We start from the raw sequence: 21,395 nt of genomic DNA on the forward strand, positions 1-21,395 counted from the left end.
CGCGCTCGGCGGCTCGCTGTCGATCGCGCGCGCCAGCCGCGGCTTCTCGGTCGCCGCCACGATTCCACTTGCTGCCTGAGATGACGGCCGCGAAGACGATGACCGCAAAGACAACGAACGTGAAGAGTCGCGGCATCTCGATCCTCTTGGTCGACGATCATCCCGTCGTCCGCCAGGGCTACCGGCGCGTGCTCGAGCATCAGGACGATTTCAGCGTGGTCGCCGAAGCCGACAACGCCGCCAATGCCTACCGCGCCTTCAAGTCGCACGGGCCCGATGTGGTGGTGATGGACATCTCGATGCCCGGCGCCAGCGGACTGGAAGCGATCCGCAACATCCGCGCGCGCGATGCCGACGCCCGCATCCTGGTCTTCAGCATGCACAGCGAGGCTGCCCAGGTGAAAGCGGCGTTCGGCGCCGGCGCCTCTGGCTTCGTCACCAAGGGCAGCGAACCGGCCGAGCTGATCGCAGCGATCCGCTCGGTGGCGCGCGGCGAGCATGCGATGAGCGATGACGTGGCCCGGGTGCTCGCGCTGGAGAGCCTGGTGCCGTCCAAATCGGCCCTCGACCAGCTCGGCGAGCGGGAGATCGAGATCCTCCGGCAGTTCGCGGCAGGCCACACCAAGGAACAGATCGCGGCCAACCTTAACCTCAGCACCAAGACCGTGCAGAACTACCACTATCTGATCAAGGCCAAGACCGGCATGCGGACCGACGCCCAGCTGGTCCGCCTGGCCGTCGAATGCGGGCTGGCGAATTTGTAGCCGCTTTGTAGCCCGGGTGAGCGCAACGACACCCGGGAGCGGCCGCGAGGCCCCGGATATCGCTGCGGTCATCCGGGCTACGGCCACCACGCCGGCTATTTTGGCCGGATTTCCGCACTATATTCCTTGTGAGCGGCCCCGCCCCGCTCGATTCGGAGCCCTCGATGATCCCCCGTTACACCCGCCCGGAAATGGCTTCCATCTGGGAGCCTCAGACGCGTTTCAAGATCTGGTTCGAGATCGAGGCGTATGCCGCCGACGCGCTGGCGGAGCTCGGCGTGATCCCCAAGGAAGCGGCCAAGACGATCTGGGCCAAGGGTAAGGACGCCACCTTCGACGTCGCGCGGATCGACGAGATCGAGCGTGAGACCAAGCACGACGTCATCGCCTTCCTGACCCATCTCGCCGAGATCGTCGGCCCCGAGGCGCGCTTCGTGCACCAGGGCATGACCTCCTCCGACGTGCTCGACACCTGCCTCAACGTCCAACTCAAGCGCGCCGCCGACCTCTTGATCGCCGATCTCGACCGGGTGCTGGCGGCGCTGAAGACGCGCGCCTTCGAGCACAAGATGACGCCGACCATCGGCCGCTCGCACGGCATCCATGCCGAGCCGGTCACCTTCGGCCTCAAGCTCGCCTATGCCCATGCCGAGTTCGCACGCGCACGCGCCCGTCTGGTCGCCGCGCGCGACGAGATCTCGACCTGCGCGATCTCCGGCGCAGTCGGCACCTTCGCCCAGATCGACCCGCAGGTCGAAGAGCACGTCGCGAAAGCGATGGGCCTGCGGCCGGAGCCGGTCTCGACGCAGGTGATCCCGCGCGACCGCCACGCAATGTATTTCGCCACCCTCGGCGTGATCGCGGCCTCGGTCGAGCGGCTCGCGGTGGAAGTGCGGCATCTGCAGCGAACCGAGGTGCTGGAAGCGGAGGAGTTCTTCTCCGAGGGCCAGAAGGGCTCGTCGGCGATGCCGCACAAGCGCAACCCGGTGCTGTCGGAGAACCTCTCCGGCCTGGCGCGCATGGTGCGCGCCTATGTGACGCCGGCGCTGGAAAACGTCGTGCTGTGGCACGAGCGCGACATCTCGCACTCCTCGGCCGAGCGCATGATGGCCCCCGACGCCACCGTGACGCTCGACTTCGCGCTGGTCCGGCTCGCCGGCCTGATCGAGAAGCTGCTGGTCTATCCGCAAAACATGCAGAAGAACCTCGACCGGCTCGGCGGCCTGGTGCATTCGCAGCGCGTGCTGATCGCGTTGACCCAGAAGGGCGCCAGCCGCGAGGACGCCTACAAATTCGTGCAGCGCAACGCGATGCCGGTCTGGCGCGGCGAAGGCGACTTCCAGACGCTGCTGAAGCAGGACGCGGACGTGAAGAAATACCTGACGGATGCCGAGATCGAGGAAAAATTCGACCTCGGCTATCACCTCAAGCATGTCGACACGATCTTCCAGCGGGTGTTCGGGGAGAGCTGAGGGTTTCTCTGTCATTCCGGGGCACGCGCACCGCGCGTGAGCCCGGAATCTCGCGCCACAATGTCGAGATTCCACAATTCGCAGTTGCGAATTGGGGTTCGCCCTCCGGGCGGCCCCGGAATGACGGTCGCTTTCGCGTGACAAGTCGGCGGGTTAGGCTACGCTGCCCGCCCTACAAAGCTCACAAGAAACGGACGCTCCCCATGCCCATCGTCAATCGCGTTGCCGCCCTCTCGGATGAAATGGCCGCCTGGCGCCATGACTTCCACGAGAACCCCGAACTGCTCTACGAGGTCCACCGCACCGCCGGCATCGTCGCCGACAAGCTGCGCGAGTTCGGCTGCGACGAGGTGGTGACGGGGATCGGGCGCACCGGCGTGGTCGGCGTGATCCGCGGCCGCAAGTCCGGTTCGGGCAAGACCATCGGGCTGCGCGCCGACATGGACGCGCTGCCGATCGCCGAGGCCTCGGGCGTCGCCTACGCCTCGAAGGTCCCCGGCAAGATGCACGCCTGCGGCCATGACGGCCACACCGCGATGCTCTTGGGCGCCGCAAAATATCTCACCGAGACCCGCAATTTCGACGGCACCGCGGTCGTGATCTTCCAGCCCGCCGAGGAAGGCGGCGCCGGCGGCAAGGCGATGGTCGACGACGGGCTGATGACGCGCTGGGGCATCCAGGAGGTCTATGGCCTGCACAACATGCCCGGCCTGCCCGAGGGCTATTTCGCGACCACGCCCGGCCCGATGCTGGCCTCGTCGGACACCTTGAAGATCGTCGTCCGCGGCAAGGGCGGCCACGCCGGCGCCGCCCCGCACGAGGCGGTCGACAGCGTGCTGATCGGCGCCCAGATCATCAATGCGCTACAATCGATCGTGTCGCGCAATGTCGATCCGCTGAAATCGGCGGTGATCTCGATCACCATGTTCGAGGCCGGCGCCGCGTTCAACGTGATCCCGGAGACCGTCACGCTGGGCGGCACCGTGCGCACGCTCGATCCCGGCGTGCGCGATCTGGTCGAGCGCCGGATCGGCGAGGTCGCCTCCAACATCGCCAAGGCCTATGGCGGCTCTGCCGAGACCGACTATGGCCGCATGTATCCGGTGACGCTGAACCACGCCCGCGAGGCCGGCATCGCCGCCGAGGTCGCACGCGATGTGGCCGGCGCCGAGCGCGTCAACGACAATCTGGTGCCGGTCATGGGCGCTGAGGACTTCGCGTTCATGCTGGAGGCGCGCCCCGGCGCGTTCGTCTTCCTCGGCATGGGCGACGGGCCGATGTGCCACCACCCTGCCTACAAGTTCAACGACAACATCCTCGGCCACGGCGCGTCCTACTGGGTGCGCCTGGTCGAGAAGCAGATGCCGGCGGGTTAGCACCGCTTGCGTCATTGACGAACGGCGAACGGCCCGGTCGCGATCCGTCGCGGCCGGGCCGCTCACATCACGAACGCGGTTGCTGTTGCGTGGTGCAGTGAATGCCGCCTCCGCCGGCCGCGATGCCGTCGATGTTGAGCTGGATGATCTCCCGGTCCGCAAACAGCTCCCGCAGGATGTCGCGCGCGTTGCGGTCCGCGGTCGTGTCGCCGAATTCCGGGGCGATCACGGCGCCGTTGCAGACGTAGAAGTTGATGTAGCCGGCAGCGAAGTCCTTGCTGCCGTGCTTTGGACGCACCGTCGACGGGCCCTGCAACACCGCGACATCCAGACGCCGGCCCTTCGCATCAACAGCACCGCGCAGGATATCGAGGTGTCGCGTGGTCACCGCGTGATCGAACGACGAAGGATCCACCTCCAGGCCGGCCACGACCACACCGGGACCGGCAAATCGCGCGTAGAAGTCGGTATGTCCGTCGGTGATGTCCTTGCCGGCGATGCCGGGCAGCCAGATGATCTTGTCCAGCCCGAGCAGGCGAGACAATTCGGCCTCGCATTTGTCCCGGGAGACGCCGGGATTGCGATTTGGGTTGAGGACACAGCTCTCGGTGATAATCGCCGTCCCTTCACCATCGACTTCGATGCCGCCGCCCTCCAGCACCAAATCCGCCTTGACGAACGTCGCCTGGGCCGCCCGCGCGACATGCGCGGCGACCTCGGCATCGAGCGCATGGCGTTGCTTGTTTCCCCAGCCGTTGAAGTTGAAACCGACCGCGCCAAGCTGTCCCGACGGGTCCCGCACAAACACCGGTCCGGTGTCGCGCATCCACACGTCGTCGACCAGTTGAACGACGAGGCTGACCGCGGGGCCGCACAGCCGCGCGGCAATCTCGCGGTCCTCCTCGCGCACCAGCATGTTGACGCGTTCATAGGCTGCGATCGCCTTGGCAATGTTGGCGAGATTTTCCCGCGCCACCGGAAGCAGCCTGCCGCCCCAGATCGCCGCGCTGACGCCGAAGGCCATCCAGGTCGCGGCATGCGGCGCGCCCTCGTCCGGCATCCGCCAGTTCGCATTGTCCCGCGCCAAATCATCCACGAGCGTTCCGGCCGCGACGGCCCTCCCGGGTTCGCCGCGAGACTAGCGCCGCCACCGGTGCGATGCCATCACCTGGCCGTCAAGACTCGACGTCATCCGCTCGTCCTGGACGTCGCCGTCCGCGCTACCTCATGGGCGGGGTCGACCTCGCCCGCTCCCATCATCCGCGCGGCGACGCGGTCGCGCTTGACGAAATGATGGAAGGCGACCGCGGCGAGGTGCAGCACGATCAGCGCGAGCAAGAGGTAGGCGAAGAAGATGTGACGGTGCTCAAAGGCATCCGCCGCCGCCTTGTCGGGCGAGGTGATCTGGGGAACGTGGAACAGGCCGAAGAAGCTCGAATAGTCCTGGTCGCGGGATCCGGAATGCGCCCAGCCCAGCATCGCCACCAGGATGGTAACGGCATAGAGCGCGCCATGGTTGACGCGGGCGGCGATCCGCTGCCAGGCGGGCGTATCGGCCGGCAGCGCCGGCGTCGGATTGACGCCGCGCCAGACCAGCCGCAGCACGGTCAGCAGCAGCACCAGATAGCCGATATCGGCATGGATCGACCGGTAGAAGAACTTGTCCGCCCGCGCCGGGAAGTGGTTCATCCACCAGCCATAGGCCAGCATGCCGATGATGGTGATGCCCAGCACCCAGTGGAACGCACGGGCGAGCGAGCCCCAGCTCGCGGCGGTATTGCGGATCATGATCGAGTTGCCCCGTTTGGATTTTCGCACGTCGCAGCAATAGTTTGCCGTGATACTTGCAGGGATAGGTCAAGGCCATATGAAATTCCCGGCTTCACCGCCTTTTGTCGGCCGCAGAGGCCGGATAGCCAAAACAACTGAATGGTAACCCTGCTTCGGATAGACTTTTCACCGTGTCCACTCCCCCGACCATCCTCGTTTTCGATTCCGGCCTCGGCGGCCTCACCGTGCTGCGCGAGATCGTCCGCGCCCGGCCCGACGCGCACTATGTCTATGTCGCCGACGACGCCTTCTTCCCCTATGGCCACCACACCGAGGACGAGATCATCGCCCGCGTGGTGCCGCTGGTCGGCGAGCTGATCGAGGCCCATACGCCCGACCTCGTCGTGATCGCCTGCAACACGGCATCCACCCTGGTCATGTCGCATCTGCGCGACGCCTATCGCCTGCCCTTCGTCGGCACGGTGCCGGCGATCAAGCCGGCCTGCGCACGGTCGAAAACCAGGCGCGTCTCGGTGCTGGGCACCAGAGGCACCGTGAAGCGGGAATATACCCGCAAGCTGATCTCGGATTTTGCGCAAGGCTGCGAGGTGACCCTGGTCGGTTCCGGTGAGCTGGCTTCGCTCGCCGAGGCCGCGCTGAGCGGCCAGAGGGTGCGCGACGAGGACATCGCCGCTGAACTGGCCCCCTGCTTCGTAGGGGATGGCGCCAATGACCCGACCCGCACCGATACCGTCGTGCTCGCCTGCACGCATTATCCGCTGCTGCTGGAACGCCTGACCCGGCTCGCGCCCTGGCCGGTCGACTGGATCGACCCGGCGCCGGCGATCGCCCGCCGCGTCGCCGATCTGCTCGGCCCGGCCGGCACCGGGAGCGACGAGGCCGGCGCCGAGATGATCTTCACCTCGAAGCGCCCGCACAGGCTGACCGAAGCGCTGACGCCGTTCTTCGGCGGCCGCGTCCCGGCCTGATCCTTTTCGCCGTCACAACGCGCTGCTAGCCTCTGCTCGCCTTCGAGGGAAGACCGCATTTGACCACAGCACCCCTGACGCCGCTCAATCGCCTGCGCCAGGCTTGGCGCGACAAGCGCCCGACCTTCGGCGCGATCGCAACCATTCCAAGCATCCAGACCGTGCAGATCATGGCGCAGTCGCTGGACTGGATCATCGTCGATCTCGAGCACGGTCCGATCGACCTCGGCACCGCGCATGCGATGATCGTGGCCACCTCGGGGACGCCATGCGTGCCGATGGTACGGATCGCGGCCAATGAGCCGTATCTCGCCAAGGCACCGATGGACATCGGCGCGCTCGGCATCAATTTCCCGATGATCTGCAACCGCGACGACGCCGAGAAAGCCGTGCGCAGCGTGCGCTATCCGCCGACGGGCGACCGGCTCTGGGGGCCGTTCCATGCGCCGTTCCGCTGGGGTGTCTCGATGGCCGACTACATGGCGACCGCTGACGACGACATGATCTGCATGATCACGATCGAGCATGTCGATGCGGTGAACCGCATCGACGAGATCATGGCCACGCCCGGCATCGACCTCGCGGTGATCGGGCCCGGAGATCTCGCCACTTCGATCAACAAGCGCGGCCTGCCCGACGACGCGGAAGTGGTCGCGCTGATGCAGCGCGCCGAGCAAGGCATCCTGAAGAGCGGCGTGCCGATCGGCGGCGTCGCGCGCACCGCCGATCAGGCCAATGCGATGATCGACCGCGGTTACCTCGCGCTCGCGCTCGGCTTCGACTGGTCGCTGTTCCAGCGCGGCATCGCGGCTGCGTTCGCCGGGATCAAGCGATAGGCGTTAATCGCCGCCGGCGCGCTGGCCCGGCTCGGCCATGTCGACGCCTGCTCAGTACTTCCGCACAATCGGCTTCGCCGAGGCCGGCCCAGGCGGCGCCGGCGAGATCGCTAAGGTGACCCAGGTGTTCCAGCCTTCGGGACGGTTCTCGGCGGCGAACTCCTTGTAGCCCTTGATGTTGAGGTAGCCCTGCATGTCGCCCACCGGGAACATGAAGCCGACCTGCGGGCCGACGCCGGCGATGCGCGAGCGGAAGCCGCCGAGCGTCGCGCCCGGGCCCGTGTCGTCGGAAATTTGCTGCATCACGTAGCCGACCAGGCCGAGCTGGATATTCGGCGTGAAGAAGTGCGACGCCCCCCAATCGAAATGGAAGTCGACGCCACTCTGGTATTGGGTGTCGGGATTCTTGAAGTTGTAGGTGAAGCCTGCAACGCCGGAAAATTCGTTGCCGTTGTGCGGGTTGAAATAGGTGTAGCCGCCGCCGAAATCCATCGCGCCGTGACCGATGCCGATATTGGCGAGGCGGGCAGGATCGTAGGCGCCGACCGGGATATCGCCGGTGCCGTAGAGCAGGATATTGTTGACGCCCCTGTTCCATTTCAACGTCACCTGCGGAATGACGTCGCCGATGTCGGTCAGCGCCTCGGAGCGCGACAGGTTGAACGTGTTGCCAAGCGGACCGGTCAGTGACGCCGCGACCGAAGCGCTACTGCGCCCGCCGAAGGCGAGCAGGCTGACGGAACCGACGGCACCAAGGCCGGGCACCGCGAACGTGTAGGTCGGGCCGAAGATCGCCAGATCGCCCTGCCCGCCGACGCCGAGATCGATTCGTCCACCACGTGGAAATCGGGCGCCCGCCGCGGACGACACCTCGGTATGATAGTAGACCGTCGCCCATGACCATCCCGGCGTACCCGGCACCGCGGCAAGGCTGCCGAAATTGCCAGGCAGCCAGAAACTGATGCCGCCTTCGTCGGCCACCGCGCCGCGCGGGAGCCCAAGCCACGCGATTGCGCACAACGGCGCGATCACCATCACCCTGCAACGTCCGATAGTCCCCATAGCGACCTCTCATTCTCGCCTGACGCCTGCGGCGCCGGCTTACGTCACCCGCATGCACGCTTTCGATCCGCTCTGATGCGCATCTCAATTTGCCTGCCCCAGATAGCGGAACAGCACATCCTTCCACCAATCCAATTGCCCCGCTTCCAGCAGCGCGATGTTGAGCCGCTTGCGCAAGACGCGGTCTTCCCGCAACGCGATGGCGTAGCTCTGCGGCTCGAAGGTCACATCGGTGAGCTCGGCCGACAGGCTGCCCTGCCGAATCATCCAGGCGAGGATCGGCCGATCATAAGCGAGTGCATCGATGCTCCCCTGCTGCAGCGCCTGAAAGCCTTCCGCGACCGAGGCAACCTTGTGGTGCTTGATGCGCATCCGCGACAGCGCGTCCTCGGTCGCCGTCCCCTGCACCACACCGACGCGAACTGCCGAGAGATCGCCGATCGAATTGACCGCGCCGTGCAGCCGCTTGGTCGTCAGCGCGGAGGTGATGCCGGCGGTGAACACCGCGATCGCGATGACAGATACGATCATCCACACCACCGCGACGATGCGGCCGGGCAGCGTGATCGGCGCAGCGCCGCCGACCACGCGCTGGGTCATGGTGTGGGTCGACCACAGCACGCCGGAACTCAGGCCGTGCGCGAGCCCGCGGCCAAATCCCTCGTTGGCGTTGTGCTCAAACATCCAGATCAGCAGGCCGGCGAGGATGGCGAGGCCGAGCAGCGCCAGCGCCGCCTGCACGAAGCCATAGGATACGATCGAGCGGATCACCGGCATCCAGTTCGCAACATGGTCGGTCTGCACTGCGACTCCGGTCCCCGTCTGGAAATAGGGCAACGTGAAATCGACCTGCTTCTCCCGCGCCGGCGTCACCGTGATCGCCGCCACCGCGACGTCGAACTTGCCGGCCTGCACGCCTTCGAGCAGCGCAGTGACGGACGGCGCCTCGACGAATCGATATCGCAGCTTGAGCTGATCCGCGAGCTTGCGCCACAGCTCGATGCTGATACCGCTCCATTCGCCTTCGCCATTCTTGATCGCAAAGGGCGGCGCATCCTTGGTACCGATCACGAGCTCGCGGACTGTGGATTCATCCTGTGCATTGGCGGGCGGCGCCAAGAGCACGACCGAGGCGAGCAGCAGCGCGGCGATCGCCAGCGCCGCTGCCATTGCCGTCGATCGTTGCCTGCGGCTCACTCTCGCACCTCGCTCATTTCACCGCCTCAGCTCCGGGAAACTTCCACTTGCCGCTGAGGATTTCCGGGCGGGGTCGATATAGGCGAACGGTGTAGTTCCAGCCCTTCGTGATCGGCAGGCAGTTTTGGACCTTGCCGTCGCAGCCGCCGAACTGGACCGCGATGGAGCCGTCAGGGCCCTTCGCGCCGGTGATGTCGTTCAGCGTGTAGGCGTCGGAGGGATTCTTCTCAAAATATCCCTTGGCGTTGTAGACGCTGATCGACCAGAACGCATCGACGGGAACATCGCGAACGGTCAGCTTGTAGACCGTCGTGCCGTCGTTCTTGGAGGGCGTGATGCTCAGATAGGTGGCATCCTTGTCGGGATTGCCGCCCCAACCGGCGGCAGTGCCGATCAAATGCCTGACAGGATCGACCTGTCCCTTGGATCCGAAGGCATGTGCGAAACCGCCCGTGTGGTCATTCAGCACAAGGAGCGCATCGCGAATGGCTTTCTGGCTGGCGGGGTCCCAGTTCGGCAGTTCGAGCTTACCGGTGCCTTTCTGGCTGACGTTGATGGCGTCCTGCAGCGCGTGCACGCGTGCAACGTCCTTTGGATCGTTCGGGTCGACCAGCGTCCGAATCGCGACCACCGCGTAGCGCGTACCGACGCTGTCGCGCGTCAGCGTGCGCTTTCCGGCGCCATAATACACCGCGGGCACATAGTGATCCTCGCTGACCACCTGAAACGACATGAAGCGCTTGCCAGGGTCAGGCATCGTGATCGTCACCGGCCCGGCGTCGAGGTCGAACACCCCTGATGTATAGAGCGTGTCGCGGTTGAGCCGGATAACCGTCTGGTTGTCGATGTTGGCCGGCTCGCGGCGATGTTCGAGCTTTCCGAGGCCCGCGCCCTTGGCGAGATTGCCGAGATATAGATCAGACTCGGCGCGGGCGAAATTGTCGACTGTAACAGGCACGGCATCGCCCGTGAGGGACTGCGCCCGAACCGCGGAAATTCCCGCCACCGTCATGACAAGAGCGAGGCCAATGCGTCTGATGATCATGAATCAACTCGCCTTTCGTTGAATTTCTGCGACAGCGTTCTAGTTCGCCTTCTTCAGCGGCGGCGCCTCCCACTTGCCCTGCAAGGCCTCCGGCTTCGGCCAATAGAGCCGCATTGCCACGAAGAACGGCCCCTTTGGCGCGGGCAGCCAATTTGATTCCTTGTCCTTGCCCGGCGACTCGTTCTGCACATACAGCGTAACGCCGCCGTCGGCATCGCGCTTGAGGTTCGGGAGCATTGGCGAATTGATCAGGTAACGGTTCAAGGGGTTGGCGAAGAGGAGGCTCGCCGGCAATTCGTAGAGTGTCAGCGACCAGAACGCCCGCGCCGGGGGCAGTTGCCCGGGCGCAAACCGTAGGGCATAGCGGTTTGTGCCTTCGAGTTTCTGCTTGCCGGCATCGACGAAGTAGACCGGATAGATCGCTTCATCCTTTGAATTACCGTAGATGCCGAGTGCAGCGGCGGACATCCGGGCCAGATAGTCGCCCTTCAGGGCGGCCCGCGTTCCGAATCCGTCCGCGCTGCTCCTCTTTCCTGTGTCGAGTTGGGTTTCCTTGTACTCAGCAAAGGACTTCCAGGCTTCGGCCATGCCATCCTGGAGCGCCTTGCGCATCTCCGGCGTCAACGCGCCGGCATCGACCTTCTTCCCTGCCCCGACGTTGATCCTGGCAAAGCGCGCCATCATCGCTTTTTCGGCCGGGTTCGTCGGACAGAACTGAAGAATGAAATTGAGCTCATTAAAGAATTCCGGCGAAGTCCGCTCCAGTTCCGAAGACAACGGCTTGACGAAATCGATTGTCGGCGCCGCCGCGGGAGCCTGCTTGCCGATGTACGCCGACAGGGGCTGCACCTTGTAGCCCGACTGAACCTTCTTCACATTGTCGATGTCGGCGGGACTGAACAGTTGCGTGCGATACAGCACGAATGCAAATTCCGTCTCGGAGCGGATGACCTGCTTGATCCCCTTCGGCTTCTCGCCCTTCCAGCCTGGCCCGGCCAGCAAATAGCTGCCGGCGCCGTTACCAGTCGCCCGGCTTCCGACATAGGCGAAATTGAACGTATACATGTCGATGAATTGCAGCGAATAGTAACGCCCCTTCTCGACCTCAGGCACCGTGAACACCAGCGGCTCGGCGCGCAAATCGGCGCCGACGTAGGAATAGGGCGTGTCGGAGTTCGGCGTCTGGATCGACTTGTCGTCGGGCGTGTAGACGCGGGCATTATTGACGAGCGTGTTCCAGCCTGCCTTGAACTCCGGCGAGTTGCGATCGACGAAATAGGAGTACTGGACGCGATAACTGTCCACCAGGGGGAAGCCGTAGACATAGGCATCTCTTGCGATTGCACGTGCCTCGTCCGGCGTCGTCTGCGCGCGCACGGGCACCAGCGCCGATGCCAGAACGAGAGCGGCAATTACCAACTTTCTCATGATAGCCCCTTGCAATGGATGCACCTAAAACGGATTGACGTAATTGACGATCGCAAGCTGACGCAGGATCACGCGGCGCACGACATGGGTTGGCTTCATATGGTCGGTGTAGATCGCCGCCGTTCCGGTCGAGCCGGCCGGCAGGCGGCTGGCGAAGGCGGCATCGTCGAGCCTGACGCGGACGACGAACGGCACGGTCTCGATCGCTTTCGGAGCAACGGCCGTGCCCGAGGTCGTGGCCTGGCCGGTCGCGACCGCCTGCAATACGCTTTCGACCTTCCCTGCGTAAATCTGCCCGGGCGCGAACTTGAAGGTCACCTCGACCTCCTGCCCCGGCGCGATATAGCGCGCGTCGATCTGGTTGATCTCGACGCCGATGATCGTGCTCGAGGTATCGATGAACGCCATCACCGGCGACAGCGGCAGGTTCGTCACCCGCGCGCCTTTACGCAGCGCAACGTTGGTGGCGTAGCCGTCGGCCGGCGCCCGCACCACTGTCTTGTCGCTGTTCCACTGCGCAGCCTCGAGCTGGCCGCTGAGCTGATCGACCTCGGACTGCCGCTGTTCGACGTCGAAGCCACGCCCCGCATCGCGCTCGTAGAGCGTCGTCATCTGCGCAAGCCGTATCTTCGACAGCTTGAGCTGGGCCGTGATCGCCTTGACCTGCGCGTCGTAGGGCGTCGGATCGATCTTGAACAAAACGTCGCCGGCCTTCAGCGGCGCATTGGCGGCGACGGGCACCTCGGTCACTTCGCCCGCGACGTCGGGCACGATCGACACCGCGTTGCGCACCACCAGCGCGGAGCCCTGCGGCGCGCCCCAGCCCATCGGCACCAGCAGGCCGAACAGCAGCAGCACCAGCACGACAAAGGGCGACGCCTTCCAGAACAGGTTGAAGCGCACGACCTTGAAATGCACCAGCAGGAACAGCAGCACCAGATAGGTATTGAAGATCGCAACACCCATCACGCATCTCCCGCCCGGCGTGGCGCCGGTACATCGACATAGGCCCAGACGAAGGCGATCGGCCACAGCGCAAAGCCGCAGATCAAGGTGATCCAGCCGGCAACCGTCACGGCCTGCGCATAGGGATGATTGCGGGACCTGGCGATATGCCCCGGCAGCCAGCCCGCGATGCAGAACACGCCGATCGCGCTGGCGATCAGGATGACGAGCACGATCCAGGCGAAGATGTCGTAGCCGCTCATGGCTTCGCCTCCTTCGCGGCGCCCGCCGTGGCCAGGGATGGAAAGACCTCCTTCCAGTCCTGCTTCATGTCGAAGCCGCCCGCACTGGCTGCATCGAGCGCCTTGTCGAGCTTGCCGATCTTCGAGTCCCGGTCGTAGGCGTATTCGCGGACGCCATCGGTGTGATGCACGATGCCGGCGAAGCGCGCGCCTGGACCCGCGGCGGTCCATTGCAGCATCTGCAAATCGCCGTCGGAGTTGCCGAAGGCGAAGATCGGACGGCGGCCGATGAAGCGGTTGATACCGACCGGCTTGCCCCGACCGTCATCGATGAACTCGATCTTGGCCTGCTTCATCAGGTCAGGCTTGCCGTCGGCGCTGATCTGGAACTTGACCACGCCGGACGAGCCGACTACCTGCTCCGGCAGAATGCCGTAGACCCCCTCCATCCACGGCCGCATGAATTCGACCCCGCCTCCGGAGACGACGAAGGTCTTGAAGCCGTTGCTGCGGAGATAGCCCAGCAGCTCCAGCATCGGCTGATACACGAGACTGTCGTAGGGCCGGTCGAAGCGCGGGTGCCGTGCCACGGCGAGCCAGTCGCGCACCGATTTCGAGAACTCTTCGGTGGTCATGCCGGCATGCGTCGCCGCCACGATCTGGAGCAGGCCCTTTTCGCCCGATGCCGTGAGCGCTCCGGCGTCCTTCTCCAGCAGCGCCTTGAACGGTTGCTGCGTCTTCCATTCCGGATGTTTTGGAGCCATCGCCTTGACGCGATCGAAGGCGAAGGCGAGCTGGAATAAAATGGCTGCTCGGTCCACAGCGTGCCGTCATTGTCGAAGGTTGCGATACGCTCGGAAGGCCGCACGAAATCCGCGCCGCGTTGCGTTGTCACGCGCGCGACGAAATCGGTGATGGATTTCTTCGCCGCGCCGTCGTTCCAGGACGGCAGCGGATCAACGCCCTGCGCAAACGCCTCCTGGTGCGGAGCAGCACTCGAAACCAGGGCAAGCAAGACCAAAATGGTCTGCCGGAAGCAGCGGGCGAGAGCGGCGAACATAGTCCTCAACTGCGTTTCGTATCAGATCGAGGTCACCCGGCCCGCCGATGCACGGGCCGGGTGCACGGCGTGTCAGCGACTTTGCAGTTGTTGCTGGATGATCTTGTTCAGTTCGGCACGAACCTTCTCGACGTCCATGCTGTCGGTCAACGCCTTCTTCTGTTTGATACCGTCCATCATGCCTTCCAGGATGTTGGCCGGATTGAAGCTCGGCGGGAAGGAGCGCGGCGGGAACTCCTTGAACGTCGCGACGAATTTGAAGACTTCGTCCATCATCCCGTAGGCCCCACCGACATGGTTGAGTTGCCAGTCCCAGAATGTGTTGGATGTGATATCGGCCCGCTCGAACGGGTCCTGCATCAGGTTGAATATCTTCTGCAAGCGGAGCGTGGTGAAGGGTTCGGCCCACAGCCCCATGGTCCCTTCCTTGCGCTGCTCGGAGAACACGTACTTGTAGTCACCCTGCCTGAAGCACACGAGCAGGCCGTCATCGTCGGAGTAGAAGAACTTGTCGCGCGCGCTCTTCGCGCCGTTATTGTTGGCTGCAGAGCCGCTGACGTTGCGCAGAAAAGCGGACTGGTCGTAGCCGTCCAGATGGACCTTGTAGTTGACGCCGTTCGCTGTGTAGCCGGCCTTCAGCTTGTTGACGATGTCAGGCTCGCCGGCGATGGCACAGAAAGTGGGTATCCAGTCGTTGTGACTCATCAGCTCGTTGCTGACTGTGCCGGGCTTGATGTTTCCCGGCCAGCGCACCAGGCAAGGGACACGGAAGGCGCCTTCCCAGTTGGTGTTCTTCTCGGAGCGGAACCAGGTCATCGCGCCGTCCGGCCACGTGTTCATGTGCGGGCCGTTGTCACTGGAGTAGATCACGATCATGTTGTTCGCGATCCCCATGTCGTCGAGCGCCTTGAGCAGGGTGCCGACTGTGTCGTCATGCTCCAGCATGCCGTCGATATACTCGCTGTCACCATGGGTGTAACGGCCTCGATGATCTGTTCGGACATGGGTCCGCAGATGCATGCGGGTAGAATTAAACCAGCAAAGGAATGGCTTTCCGGCCGCCTGCTGTCGCTTCATGTAATCGATCGCCGCTGAAGAGGTCTCGTCGTCGATCGTCTCCATGCGCTTCTTGGTGAGCGCCCCGGTGTCCTCGATGGTTTGCTTGCCGATCTTGCCGAAGCGCGGATCAACGGTAGGATCATCGACGTCGGTTGCCTTGCAACGCAAGACGCCGCGTGGGCTGAACTTGGCAAGGTAGGCCGGGTCCTTGGGATAGTCCGGCAGTTCGGGCTCTTCCTCGGCGTTGAGGTGGTAGAGATTGCCGAAGAACTCGTCGAAGCCGTTGACGGTCGGCAGCGATTCGTTGCGGTCGCCGACATGGTTCTTGCCGAACTGCCCGGTGGCATAACCGAGATTCTTGAGCAGGCCGCCGACGGAAGGATCCAATTGGCTCATGCCCATCGGTGCGCCGGGGTAGCCGACCTTGCTCAAGCCGGATCGGATGATGTGCTGACCGGTGAGAAATGCCGAGCGTCCTGCGGTGCACGATTGCTCACCGTAATAGTGCTGAAACTTGATGCCTTCGCGCCCGATGCGATCGATGTTTGGCGTCTCGTATCCCATCAGGCCATTCGAATAGGCGCTGATATTCGCGATGCCGATGTCGTCGCCCCAGATCACCAGAATATTCGGCTTGCGACCGGATGGCGCGGCCGGTGCGGGGCTCGCGGCCGGCGCGGCCTTCTGCGCTTGCGCCAGCGCCTCGGACGTCAACGTCGCCGCTGCTACCAGAGTGGATGTACCCAGCAACAGATTGCGGCGATCGATCGCCTGAGTCTTGCCGGTCTGCTTGTTGTTGTCGGCGTCGTTGCTCATAAGAAACTCCCTACATTGCAAAGACTTTCAGTTCGGTGGGTGAGAGACGGCAGCGGACGGCCGCACGACGCACCTGAAGCCGACATGGCTGGTCGACGTGTCGATCGGTTCGGCGTGACGGGCGGCGGGACGGTAGCGGCGGCAGTAATTCGGCGCGCAGAGATGCGAGCCACCCTTCAGGACCTTGCGCGGAATCCTGATCGCGGGCTGGGTCGGGTCGTAGCTCGCCTCCTCGCGGCCGCCGCGCGGATTCTGCGGGACGCAGCAGGGTTTTGCAGCGTCGGCCTCGTGGCGCGCGGACCACCAGTCGGCGGTCCACTCCCAGACATTGCCGATCATGTCGTGGACGCCGTAACCGTTCGGCGGGAACGCGGTCACCGGCGAGGTTCGGTCGAAGCCGTCCTCGCAGAGATTCTGCAGCGGGAAATTGCCCTGCCAGATGTTGGCCATGTGCTTGCCGCCTGGCGTCAGGGCGTTGCCCCAGGCAAACTCCTCACCTTCAAGCCCGCCGCGTGCTGCGAACTCCCACTCGGCTTCGGTCGGAAGCTCCTTGCCGGCCCATTTGGCGTAGGCGAGCGCATCGGCATAGGCGACGTGGATGACCGGATGGCTGCCGAACACATTGATGTTGCTGCGCGGCCCGTAGGGGCGACGCCAGTTCGCGCCCCGCATGAAGGTCCACCACTGGCTCCAGTCGCGCAGGGTGGTGACCCGGCGCGGCGGAGAAAACACCAGCGAGCCGGCGTACAGCATGTGCGGCAGCGCACCCGGATATTGTGCGGGATCGGGCGGCCGCTCGGCTATGGTGATGTGGCCGGTTTCCCGCACGAAGTCGCGGAATTGGGCGTTGGTCACCGGCGTACGATCGATCCAAAAGCCATCGACCGAGGCCGGATGCGACGGCGCCTCCTCGGGATAATGATGATCCGAGCCCATGCGGAAGGTGCCGCCGGGAATCCAGACCATGTCGTCGGTCTGCATCCGGTCGTCCGGCTCTGGTTCAGCGGAGGCGATCTCTGCCCGGGACACGGCGATGCACCTGTTTGCGCTATCGTGGGCAATAATCCCGGAAGCCCAACGTTCCGGACGGGGCGATGATTCCGATGAGTGCTGCGCGGAAAATCTTGCTGAAGATCGCAGCCTTGTAGATCACGGGCTTGGGGTCCTGGGGATCGAACGTCGTGCTCGATTGCATTGTCGCGCCCTTCCATTTTTCTGTGCTGCACTTTTCGGCAGCGTTGATTACGTCAGGCCCTCTTCCCCTTCTCTCCTCGTCTGTACGCGCGTCCACACGCGCGACCGCTCCTGCGGCGCGTGATCCGTCCCGCCGGACGTTGTCACGAGCTGTTTCGCTTTGAGATCAAACGATAGCCCAACGCGTCATGCGTGTGATGTGCAGTTTGTGCCAACCGCAACCGCAAGGCGTGCAGCCTTAACGAACAATGTCTCAATTCCATCAATCCGATGTCGTCGTCAGATTCTCTTTCTCGAAAAAACAAGCGAAAAACTGCGCGTTTGCGAAATCCGCTCGACGAGCGCGCCGTACGAATCCAACCAAGCGAGGCACGATGTCGCAGGGCGCCCGGTGCACTGACTTCAAGCGCCTGCACTCAGCCGATCGATCGCGCTGCGCTCGTGAACGTGGAATCGTCGCGGACGCTGACCTGCTTGGCAGAAGGCCGGACGAATTGAACGCCTGCACGAACCGGGAGCGCATCGCAGGAGAAGCCGCGTCGCCGAAAATCACGATCACTGAGTTGCCCGACGGCGCAAGCCCCTGCGGCAAAAATATTTCGGTTTATCGGAATGAAGATCTGGTGTATGAACAGCCCGTCTCACCCGATCGAGGGGCGCTTGCGCATCGTCACGGGCGTTGCGGTGAGATGCGGTGGACGCTGATGTCACGACCGACGAAGCGTGATTGATGCGTACGGCGAAATCGTGTGGTCCTGACGCCCCAGCGGCTGGTGTCTCCCGCGAGACGCGCAAGCGTTTTCGCGGAGACGGTGACAAACAAGCCCGGTCTCACCGGGGAGAGCACGTATAAGCCGTCAAACCATCGCGCGGGGAAAGCCGGAGCTCCCGGTTTCACCTGTGGTCCTACCTCCCGTGCTTTTTGTTGCACGGGACCCATGGGTGCGATCGGCACCCGGCTTTCCCTGCGCCCTCTGACAAATGTGGGCGAACCGATGATGCAAAACCCGGGTGCTTCGCGCCGCGGGATGAACGGACTTATCCGAATGTCGCAAGCGCAGATCACACATCGCCCGCTTTCCGCCGCGATTCCGCGCTGCTAGAGTTTCTCGCCTTGGGAGGAAAATGCATGTTCAGGAATTTGCTGCTTGGTCTCACCGTGATTGCCTTTGCCGGTGCCGGCGCTGCCCTTGCGCAGCAGAGCGGCATCAAGCGAACGCCGCTGCAGAAGGTCGATTTCCCGGCGGGCTACAACACGGTGACGGCGATTGGGGGTGCGTCGGGTCGTCACAGCCATCCCGGCGCTGAAACCGGCTATGTGCTCGACGGCGAGCTCGAGCTCCTGATCGACGGCAAGCCGCCGTTGAAGCTGAAGGCTGGAGATTCCTACCAGATCCCGGAAGGTGCGGTGCACGACGCCAAGACTTCCGGCGAAAAGCCGCTCAAGGTGCTCGGAGTCTACATCGTCAAGGCCGGCGAGCCCCTGGCGAAACCGGCGCCGTGAACCGAACCAAATTTGGCCTTTGGCGTCCGCGCGGCCAGAAATCGCCTTTGAGGGCCGAAATAGTCGATTTTGACGCCGATTCGGCCCAAAACGCCCTGCGTTTTGTTTGACAGAACCGGACTTTCTCCTTAAGACCACCCTTGCTCGCGGGCCGGTTTCGGCCCGCGATGCGTTTCGCGACCCGTGGTTCTCCCCGAGCTTTCGAGGCGGACCTGTCGGTACGGGCCTTTTGGCCGGTACACAGGAGGGCGCGTCTCCTCAAACCTGAAACTGACAAAACGCCGGGCGCTTCGTGCGACGGCTATCAAAGAGGACGCGATGACAAAGCGCAGTGAGGCGAAGTACAAGATCGATCGCCGCATGGGCCAGAATATCTGGGGCCGCCCGAAGAGCCCCGTGAACCGCCGCGAATACGGCCCCGGCCAGCACGGCCAGCGCCGCAAGGGCAAGCTCTCCGACTTCGGCGTGCAGCTCCGCGCTAAGCAGAAGCTGAAGGGCTACTACGCCAACATTTCCGAGCGCCAGTTCCACGGCATCTATGTCGAGGCCAGCCGGCTGAAGGGCGACACCGGCGAGAACCTGATCGGCCTGCTCGAGCGCCGTCTCGACACCGTGGTCTATCGCGCCAAGTTCGTCGCCACGATGTTCGCCGCGCGCCAGTTCATCAACCACGGCCACGTCAAGGTGAATGGCCGCAAGGTCAACATCGGCAGCTACAAGCTGAAGATCGGCGACACCATCGAGGTCAAGGAAGCCTCCAAGCAGCTGACGCCGGTGCTGGAAGCCGCCCAGCTGCCCGAGCGCGACGTGCCTGACTTCCTCGAGGTCGATCACGGCAAGATGACCGCGAAGTTCGTCCGCACCCCGGCGCTCGGCGACGTGCCGTTCCCGGTGCAGATGGAGCCGCATCTGATCGTCGAATTCTATTCGCGCTGATCGCAGCAGCGTTGCGAGATCCGAAAGGCCCCGGTTTTGCCGGGGCCTTTTTGTTTGAGCCGGAACTTGTGCTATATTGCCCCGATGTCACAGACTGCCGACAAAGCAACGCGCGTCATGCCGTCCGCTATACCAACGGAGGCCGAGTTTGCGGCCTGGTCCGCCCTCCCACGCGACGAGCAACTGCGTCGCTATCAGGAGGCGCTTGCCCATCCGGATTGCGCAACGCTGACCGATAGCAGCATGGATGACGTGCTAGCGGCTGCCCGACAGCAAGCCGCCGCACGTACGCATGGCTGAATGCCGCCTCTCGGTTCGAGCGCGTGCGCAGCTCTTCGACATCTACGGCTTCACATCGATGACGTTCGGGCAATATCAGGCGGAAGCGTACCATGCCGGCCTCGAGCGTCCATTCGGCCTGCTCGCAGATTTCCACGCATTGGACAATCGGTCGAGGAATTGGCCGCGCCACCGCCGCTTTCGATTCCAGTCCCACAGTGTCTTCTACACGGAAGAAGCGGGATATATCCTGATCCGCGCGCTCTACCATCATGCGCAAGACATCCGACCGCAGCCGTTCGACTGACCATCAGGACTAGCCATGCACTACACCCCTGCCCGGCCCGATCCCAAGGCGCCCGCCGTCCGCATCAACCTGTTGTCGGACACGCAAACCAAGCCGACGCCGGCAATGCGCGAGGCGATGGCAAAGGCCGAGGTCGGCGACGAGCAAGTCGGTGACGATCCGACCACCAATGAGCTCAATGCCCGCGTCGCCGATCTGCTCGGCAAGGAAGCCGCCGTCTTCATGCCGTCGGGCACGATGTGCAACGTCGCGGCGACGCTGGCCTATTGCCGCCCCGGCGACGAGATCCTGGCACACGCGACCGCGCATATCATCGCGCGCGAGGGCGGCGCGCACGCGGCGCTCGGCGGCTTCCAGATCACGCAGCTCCCGGGCGACGACGGCCAGTTCACGCCCGACACGTTCCGCGCGGCGCTGCATCCACGCACCCGCTACCAGCCGCCGCAGGTGCTCGTCAGCGTCGAGCAGACCGCCAATATCGGCGGCGGCACGATCTGGAAGAAGGCCGCGCTCGACGAGGTCGTGCGCATCGCCAAGGACCATGGGCTTGTCACCCACATGGACGGTGCGCGACTCCTGAACGCGACCGTCGCCTCAGGCATCGCGCCGCGCGACATGACGGCGGGCTGGGATTCCGCCTGGATCGATTTCTCCAAGGGCCTCGGCGCGCCGATCGGCGGCGTGATCGCCAGCACCCGCGCCTTCATCGACGAGGTCTGGCGCTGGAAGCAGCGGCTCGGCGGCTCGATGCGGCAGTCCGGCATCTGTGCCGCCGCCTGCATCTATGCGCTCGATCACCATGTCGATCGCCTCGCCGACGACCACGCCAATGCGCGGGCGCTGGCGCGCGGGCTGTCGCAGATCAACGGCATCGCGGTGCAGGCGCCCGAGACCAACCTCGTCTTCTTCAAGCCCGACGGCGCCGGCGTCTCCGGCGACAAGATGGTCGCCGAGCTGCGCAAGCGCGGGGTGACGCTCGCAATGATGGACGGCCGGATCAGGGCCTGCACGCATCTCGATGTCAACGCGGCCCAGATCGAGGAGATGATCGACCACGTCAGGGACATCGTGCGCGCGGCGTAGCTCCCACACTGTCGTTGCGAGGAGCGGAAGC

20 protein-coding genes and 1 pseudogene are annotated in these 21,395 nt (G+C 64.2%); 10 read left to right on the forward strand and 11 right to left on the reverse strand.

Going from position 1 to position 21,395, the window contains the following annotated elements; translation table 11 throughout:
• Positions 1-98 precede the first annotated feature (98 nt).
• The 3 genes from H8B02_RS12495 to H8B02_RS12505 all read left to right on the forward strand — a co-directional run bounded on the left by H8B02_RS12495 (position 99) and on the right by H8B02_RS12505 (position 3,612).
• Positions 99-764, forward strand: a complete 666-nt coding sequence (locus H8B02_RS12495) for a response regulator (RefSeq protein ID WP_229166514.1) — start codon at positions 99-101, stop codon at positions 762-764.
• 164 nt (positions 765-928) lie between these two features.
• Positions 929-2,236, forward strand: coding sequence for an adenylosuccinate lyase (gene purB / locus H8B02_RS12500; RefSeq protein ID WP_229166515.1), 1,308 nt, complete (start codon positions 929-931; stop codon positions 2,234-2,236).
• A 203-nt stretch (positions 2,237-2,439) separates the two neighbouring features.
• Complete coding sequence (locus H8B02_RS12505) at positions 2,440-3,612, forward strand: M20 aminoacylase family protein (RefSeq protein WP_229166516.1); 1,173 nt, start codon at positions 2,440-2,442, stop codon at positions 3,610-3,612.
• Between the two features lie 67 nt (positions 3,613-3,679).
• Here the strand turns inward: H8B02_RS12505 and H8B02_RS12510 are convergent, their stop codons facing one another.
• On the reverse strand, positions 3,680-4,708 hold the full coding sequence (locus tag H8B02_RS12510) for an agmatine deiminase family protein (protein ID WP_229166517.1): 1,029 nt from the start codon (positions 4,706-4,708) through the stop codon (positions 3,680-3,682).
• A 92-nt stretch (positions 4,709-4,800) separates the two neighbouring features.
• Positions 4,801-5,400: a cytochrome b gene (locus H8B02_RS12515; protein ID WP_229166518.1), complete on the reverse strand. Its 600-nt coding sequence runs from the start codon at positions 5,398-5,400 to the stop codon at positions 4,801-4,803.
• A 173-nt stretch (positions 5,401-5,573) separates the two neighbouring features.
• On the opposite strand from H8B02_RS12515, the gene murI reads away from it, so the two are divergent.
• Both murI and H8B02_RS12525 read left to right on the forward strand, forming a co-directional pair.
• A complete protein-coding gene (gene murI / locus H8B02_RS12520) occupies positions 5,574-6,371 on the forward strand; it encodes a glutamate racemase (RefSeq protein ID WP_229166519.1) in 798 nt (265 codons plus the stop codon).
• A 59-nt stretch (positions 6,372-6,430) separates the two neighbouring features.
• Positions 6,431-7,207: an HpcH/HpaI aldolase family protein gene (locus H8B02_RS12525; protein ID WP_229166520.1), complete on the forward strand. Its 777-nt coding sequence runs from the start codon at positions 6,431-6,433 to the stop codon at positions 7,205-7,207.
• 51 nt (positions 7,208-7,258) lie between these two features.
• Here the strand turns inward: H8B02_RS12525 and H8B02_RS12530 are convergent, their stop codons facing one another.
• The 9 genes and pseudogenes from H8B02_RS12530 to H8B02_RS12570 form a co-directional block, all read right to left on the reverse strand.
• Positions 7,259-8,242 carry a SphA family protein gene (locus H8B02_RS12530; protein ID WP_229166553.1) on the reverse strand — a complete coding sequence of 328 codons (984 nt, stop codon included), beginning with the start codon at positions 8,240-8,242 and terminating at the stop codon, positions 7,259-7,261.
• Positions 8,243-8,353: 111 nt separating this feature from the next.
• Positions 8,354-9,439: a transporter substrate-binding domain-containing protein gene (locus tag H8B02_RS12535; RefSeq protein ID WP_229166521.1), complete on the reverse strand. Its 1,086-nt coding sequence runs from the start codon at positions 9,437-9,439 to the stop codon at positions 8,354-8,356.
• Positions 9,440-9,479: 40 nt separating this feature from the next.
• On the reverse strand, positions 9,480-10,511 hold the full coding sequence (locus H8B02_RS12540) for a DUF1254 domain-containing protein (RefSeq protein WP_376711648.1): 1,032 nt from the start codon (positions 10,509-10,511) through the stop codon (positions 9,480-9,482).
• A 39-nt stretch (positions 10,512-10,550) separates the two neighbouring features.
• Positions 10,551-11,939 (reverse strand): DUF1254 domain-containing protein, encoded by a 1,389-nt coding sequence (locus H8B02_RS12545; RefSeq protein WP_229166522.1) that lies wholly within the window; start codon positions 11,937-11,939, stop codon positions 10,551-10,553.
• A 24-nt stretch (positions 11,940-11,963) separates the two neighbouring features.
• Entirely contained in the window at positions 11,964-12,905 is a 942-nt protein-coding gene (locus tag H8B02_RS12550) for an HlyD family secretion protein (RefSeq protein ID WP_229166523.1), read from the reverse strand.
• Positions 12,905-13,147 carry a DUF3302 domain-containing protein gene (locus H8B02_RS12555; protein ID WP_229166524.1) on the reverse strand — a complete coding sequence of 81 codons (243 nt, stop codon included), beginning with the start codon at positions 13,145-13,147 and terminating at the stop codon, positions 12,905-12,907. The genes H8B02_RS12550 and H8B02_RS12555 overlap by 1 nt, the downstream gene beginning before the upstream one ends.
• Positions 13,144-14,186, reverse strand: a pseudogene (locus H8B02_RS12560) (HAD family hydrolase). The gene H8B02_RS12555 and the pseudogene H8B02_RS12560 overlap by 4 nt, the downstream one beginning before the upstream one ends.
• Positions 14,187-14,258: 72 nt before the next feature.
• Complete coding sequence (locus H8B02_RS12565) at positions 14,259-16,061, reverse strand: arylsulfatase (RefSeq protein WP_229166525.1); 1,803 nt, start codon at positions 16,059-16,061, stop codon at positions 14,259-14,261.
• A gap of 27 nt (positions 16,062-16,088) precedes the next feature.
• Positions 16,089-17,090: a formylglycine-generating enzyme family protein gene (locus tag H8B02_RS12570; RefSeq protein ID WP_229166526.1), complete on the reverse strand. Its 1,002-nt coding sequence runs from the start codon at positions 17,088-17,090 to the stop codon at positions 16,089-16,091.
• Positions 17,091-17,629: 539 nt separating this feature from the next.
• On the opposite strand from H8B02_RS12570, the gene H8B02_RS12575 reads away from it, so the two are divergent.
• The 5 genes from H8B02_RS12575 (at position 17,630) to H8B02_RS12595 (ending at position 21,364) form a co-directional block, all read left to right on the forward strand.
• Positions 17,630-17,986 carry a hypothetical protein gene (locus H8B02_RS12575; RefSeq protein ID WP_229166527.1) on the forward strand — a complete coding sequence of 119 codons (357 nt, stop codon included), beginning with the start codon at positions 17,630-17,632 and terminating at the stop codon, positions 17,984-17,986.
• A 398-nt stretch (positions 17,987-18,384) separates the two neighbouring features.
• Complete coding sequence (locus H8B02_RS12580) at positions 18,385-18,759, forward strand: cupin domain-containing protein (RefSeq protein ID WP_229166528.1); 375 nt, start codon at positions 18,385-18,387, stop codon at positions 18,757-18,759.
• A gap of 318 nt (positions 18,760-19,077) precedes the next feature.
• Positions 19,078-19,695, forward strand: coding sequence for a 30S ribosomal protein S4 (gene rpsD / locus H8B02_RS12585; RefSeq protein WP_229166529.1), 618 nt, complete (start codon positions 19,078-19,080; stop codon positions 19,693-19,695).
• 292 nt (positions 19,696-19,987) lie between these two features.
• Positions 19,988-20,281 (forward strand): type II toxin-antitoxin system RelE/ParE family toxin, encoded by a 294-nt coding sequence (locus tag H8B02_RS12590; RefSeq protein WP_312000851.1) that lies wholly within the window; start codon positions 19,988-19,990, stop codon positions 20,279-20,281.
• 15 nt (positions 20,282-20,296) lie between these two features.
• On the forward strand, positions 20,297-21,364 hold the full coding sequence (locus H8B02_RS12595) for a threonine aldolase family protein (RefSeq protein ID WP_229166531.1): 1,068 nt from the start codon (positions 20,297-20,299) through the stop codon (positions 21,362-21,364).
• Positions 21,365-21,395 lie beyond the last annotated feature (31 nt).

The sequence above is a fragment of the Bradyrhizobium altum genome, from assembly GCF_020889705.1.
Lineage (GTDB): Bacteria > Pseudomonadota > Alphaproteobacteria > Rhizobiales > Xanthobacteraceae > Bradyrhizobium > Bradyrhizobium altum.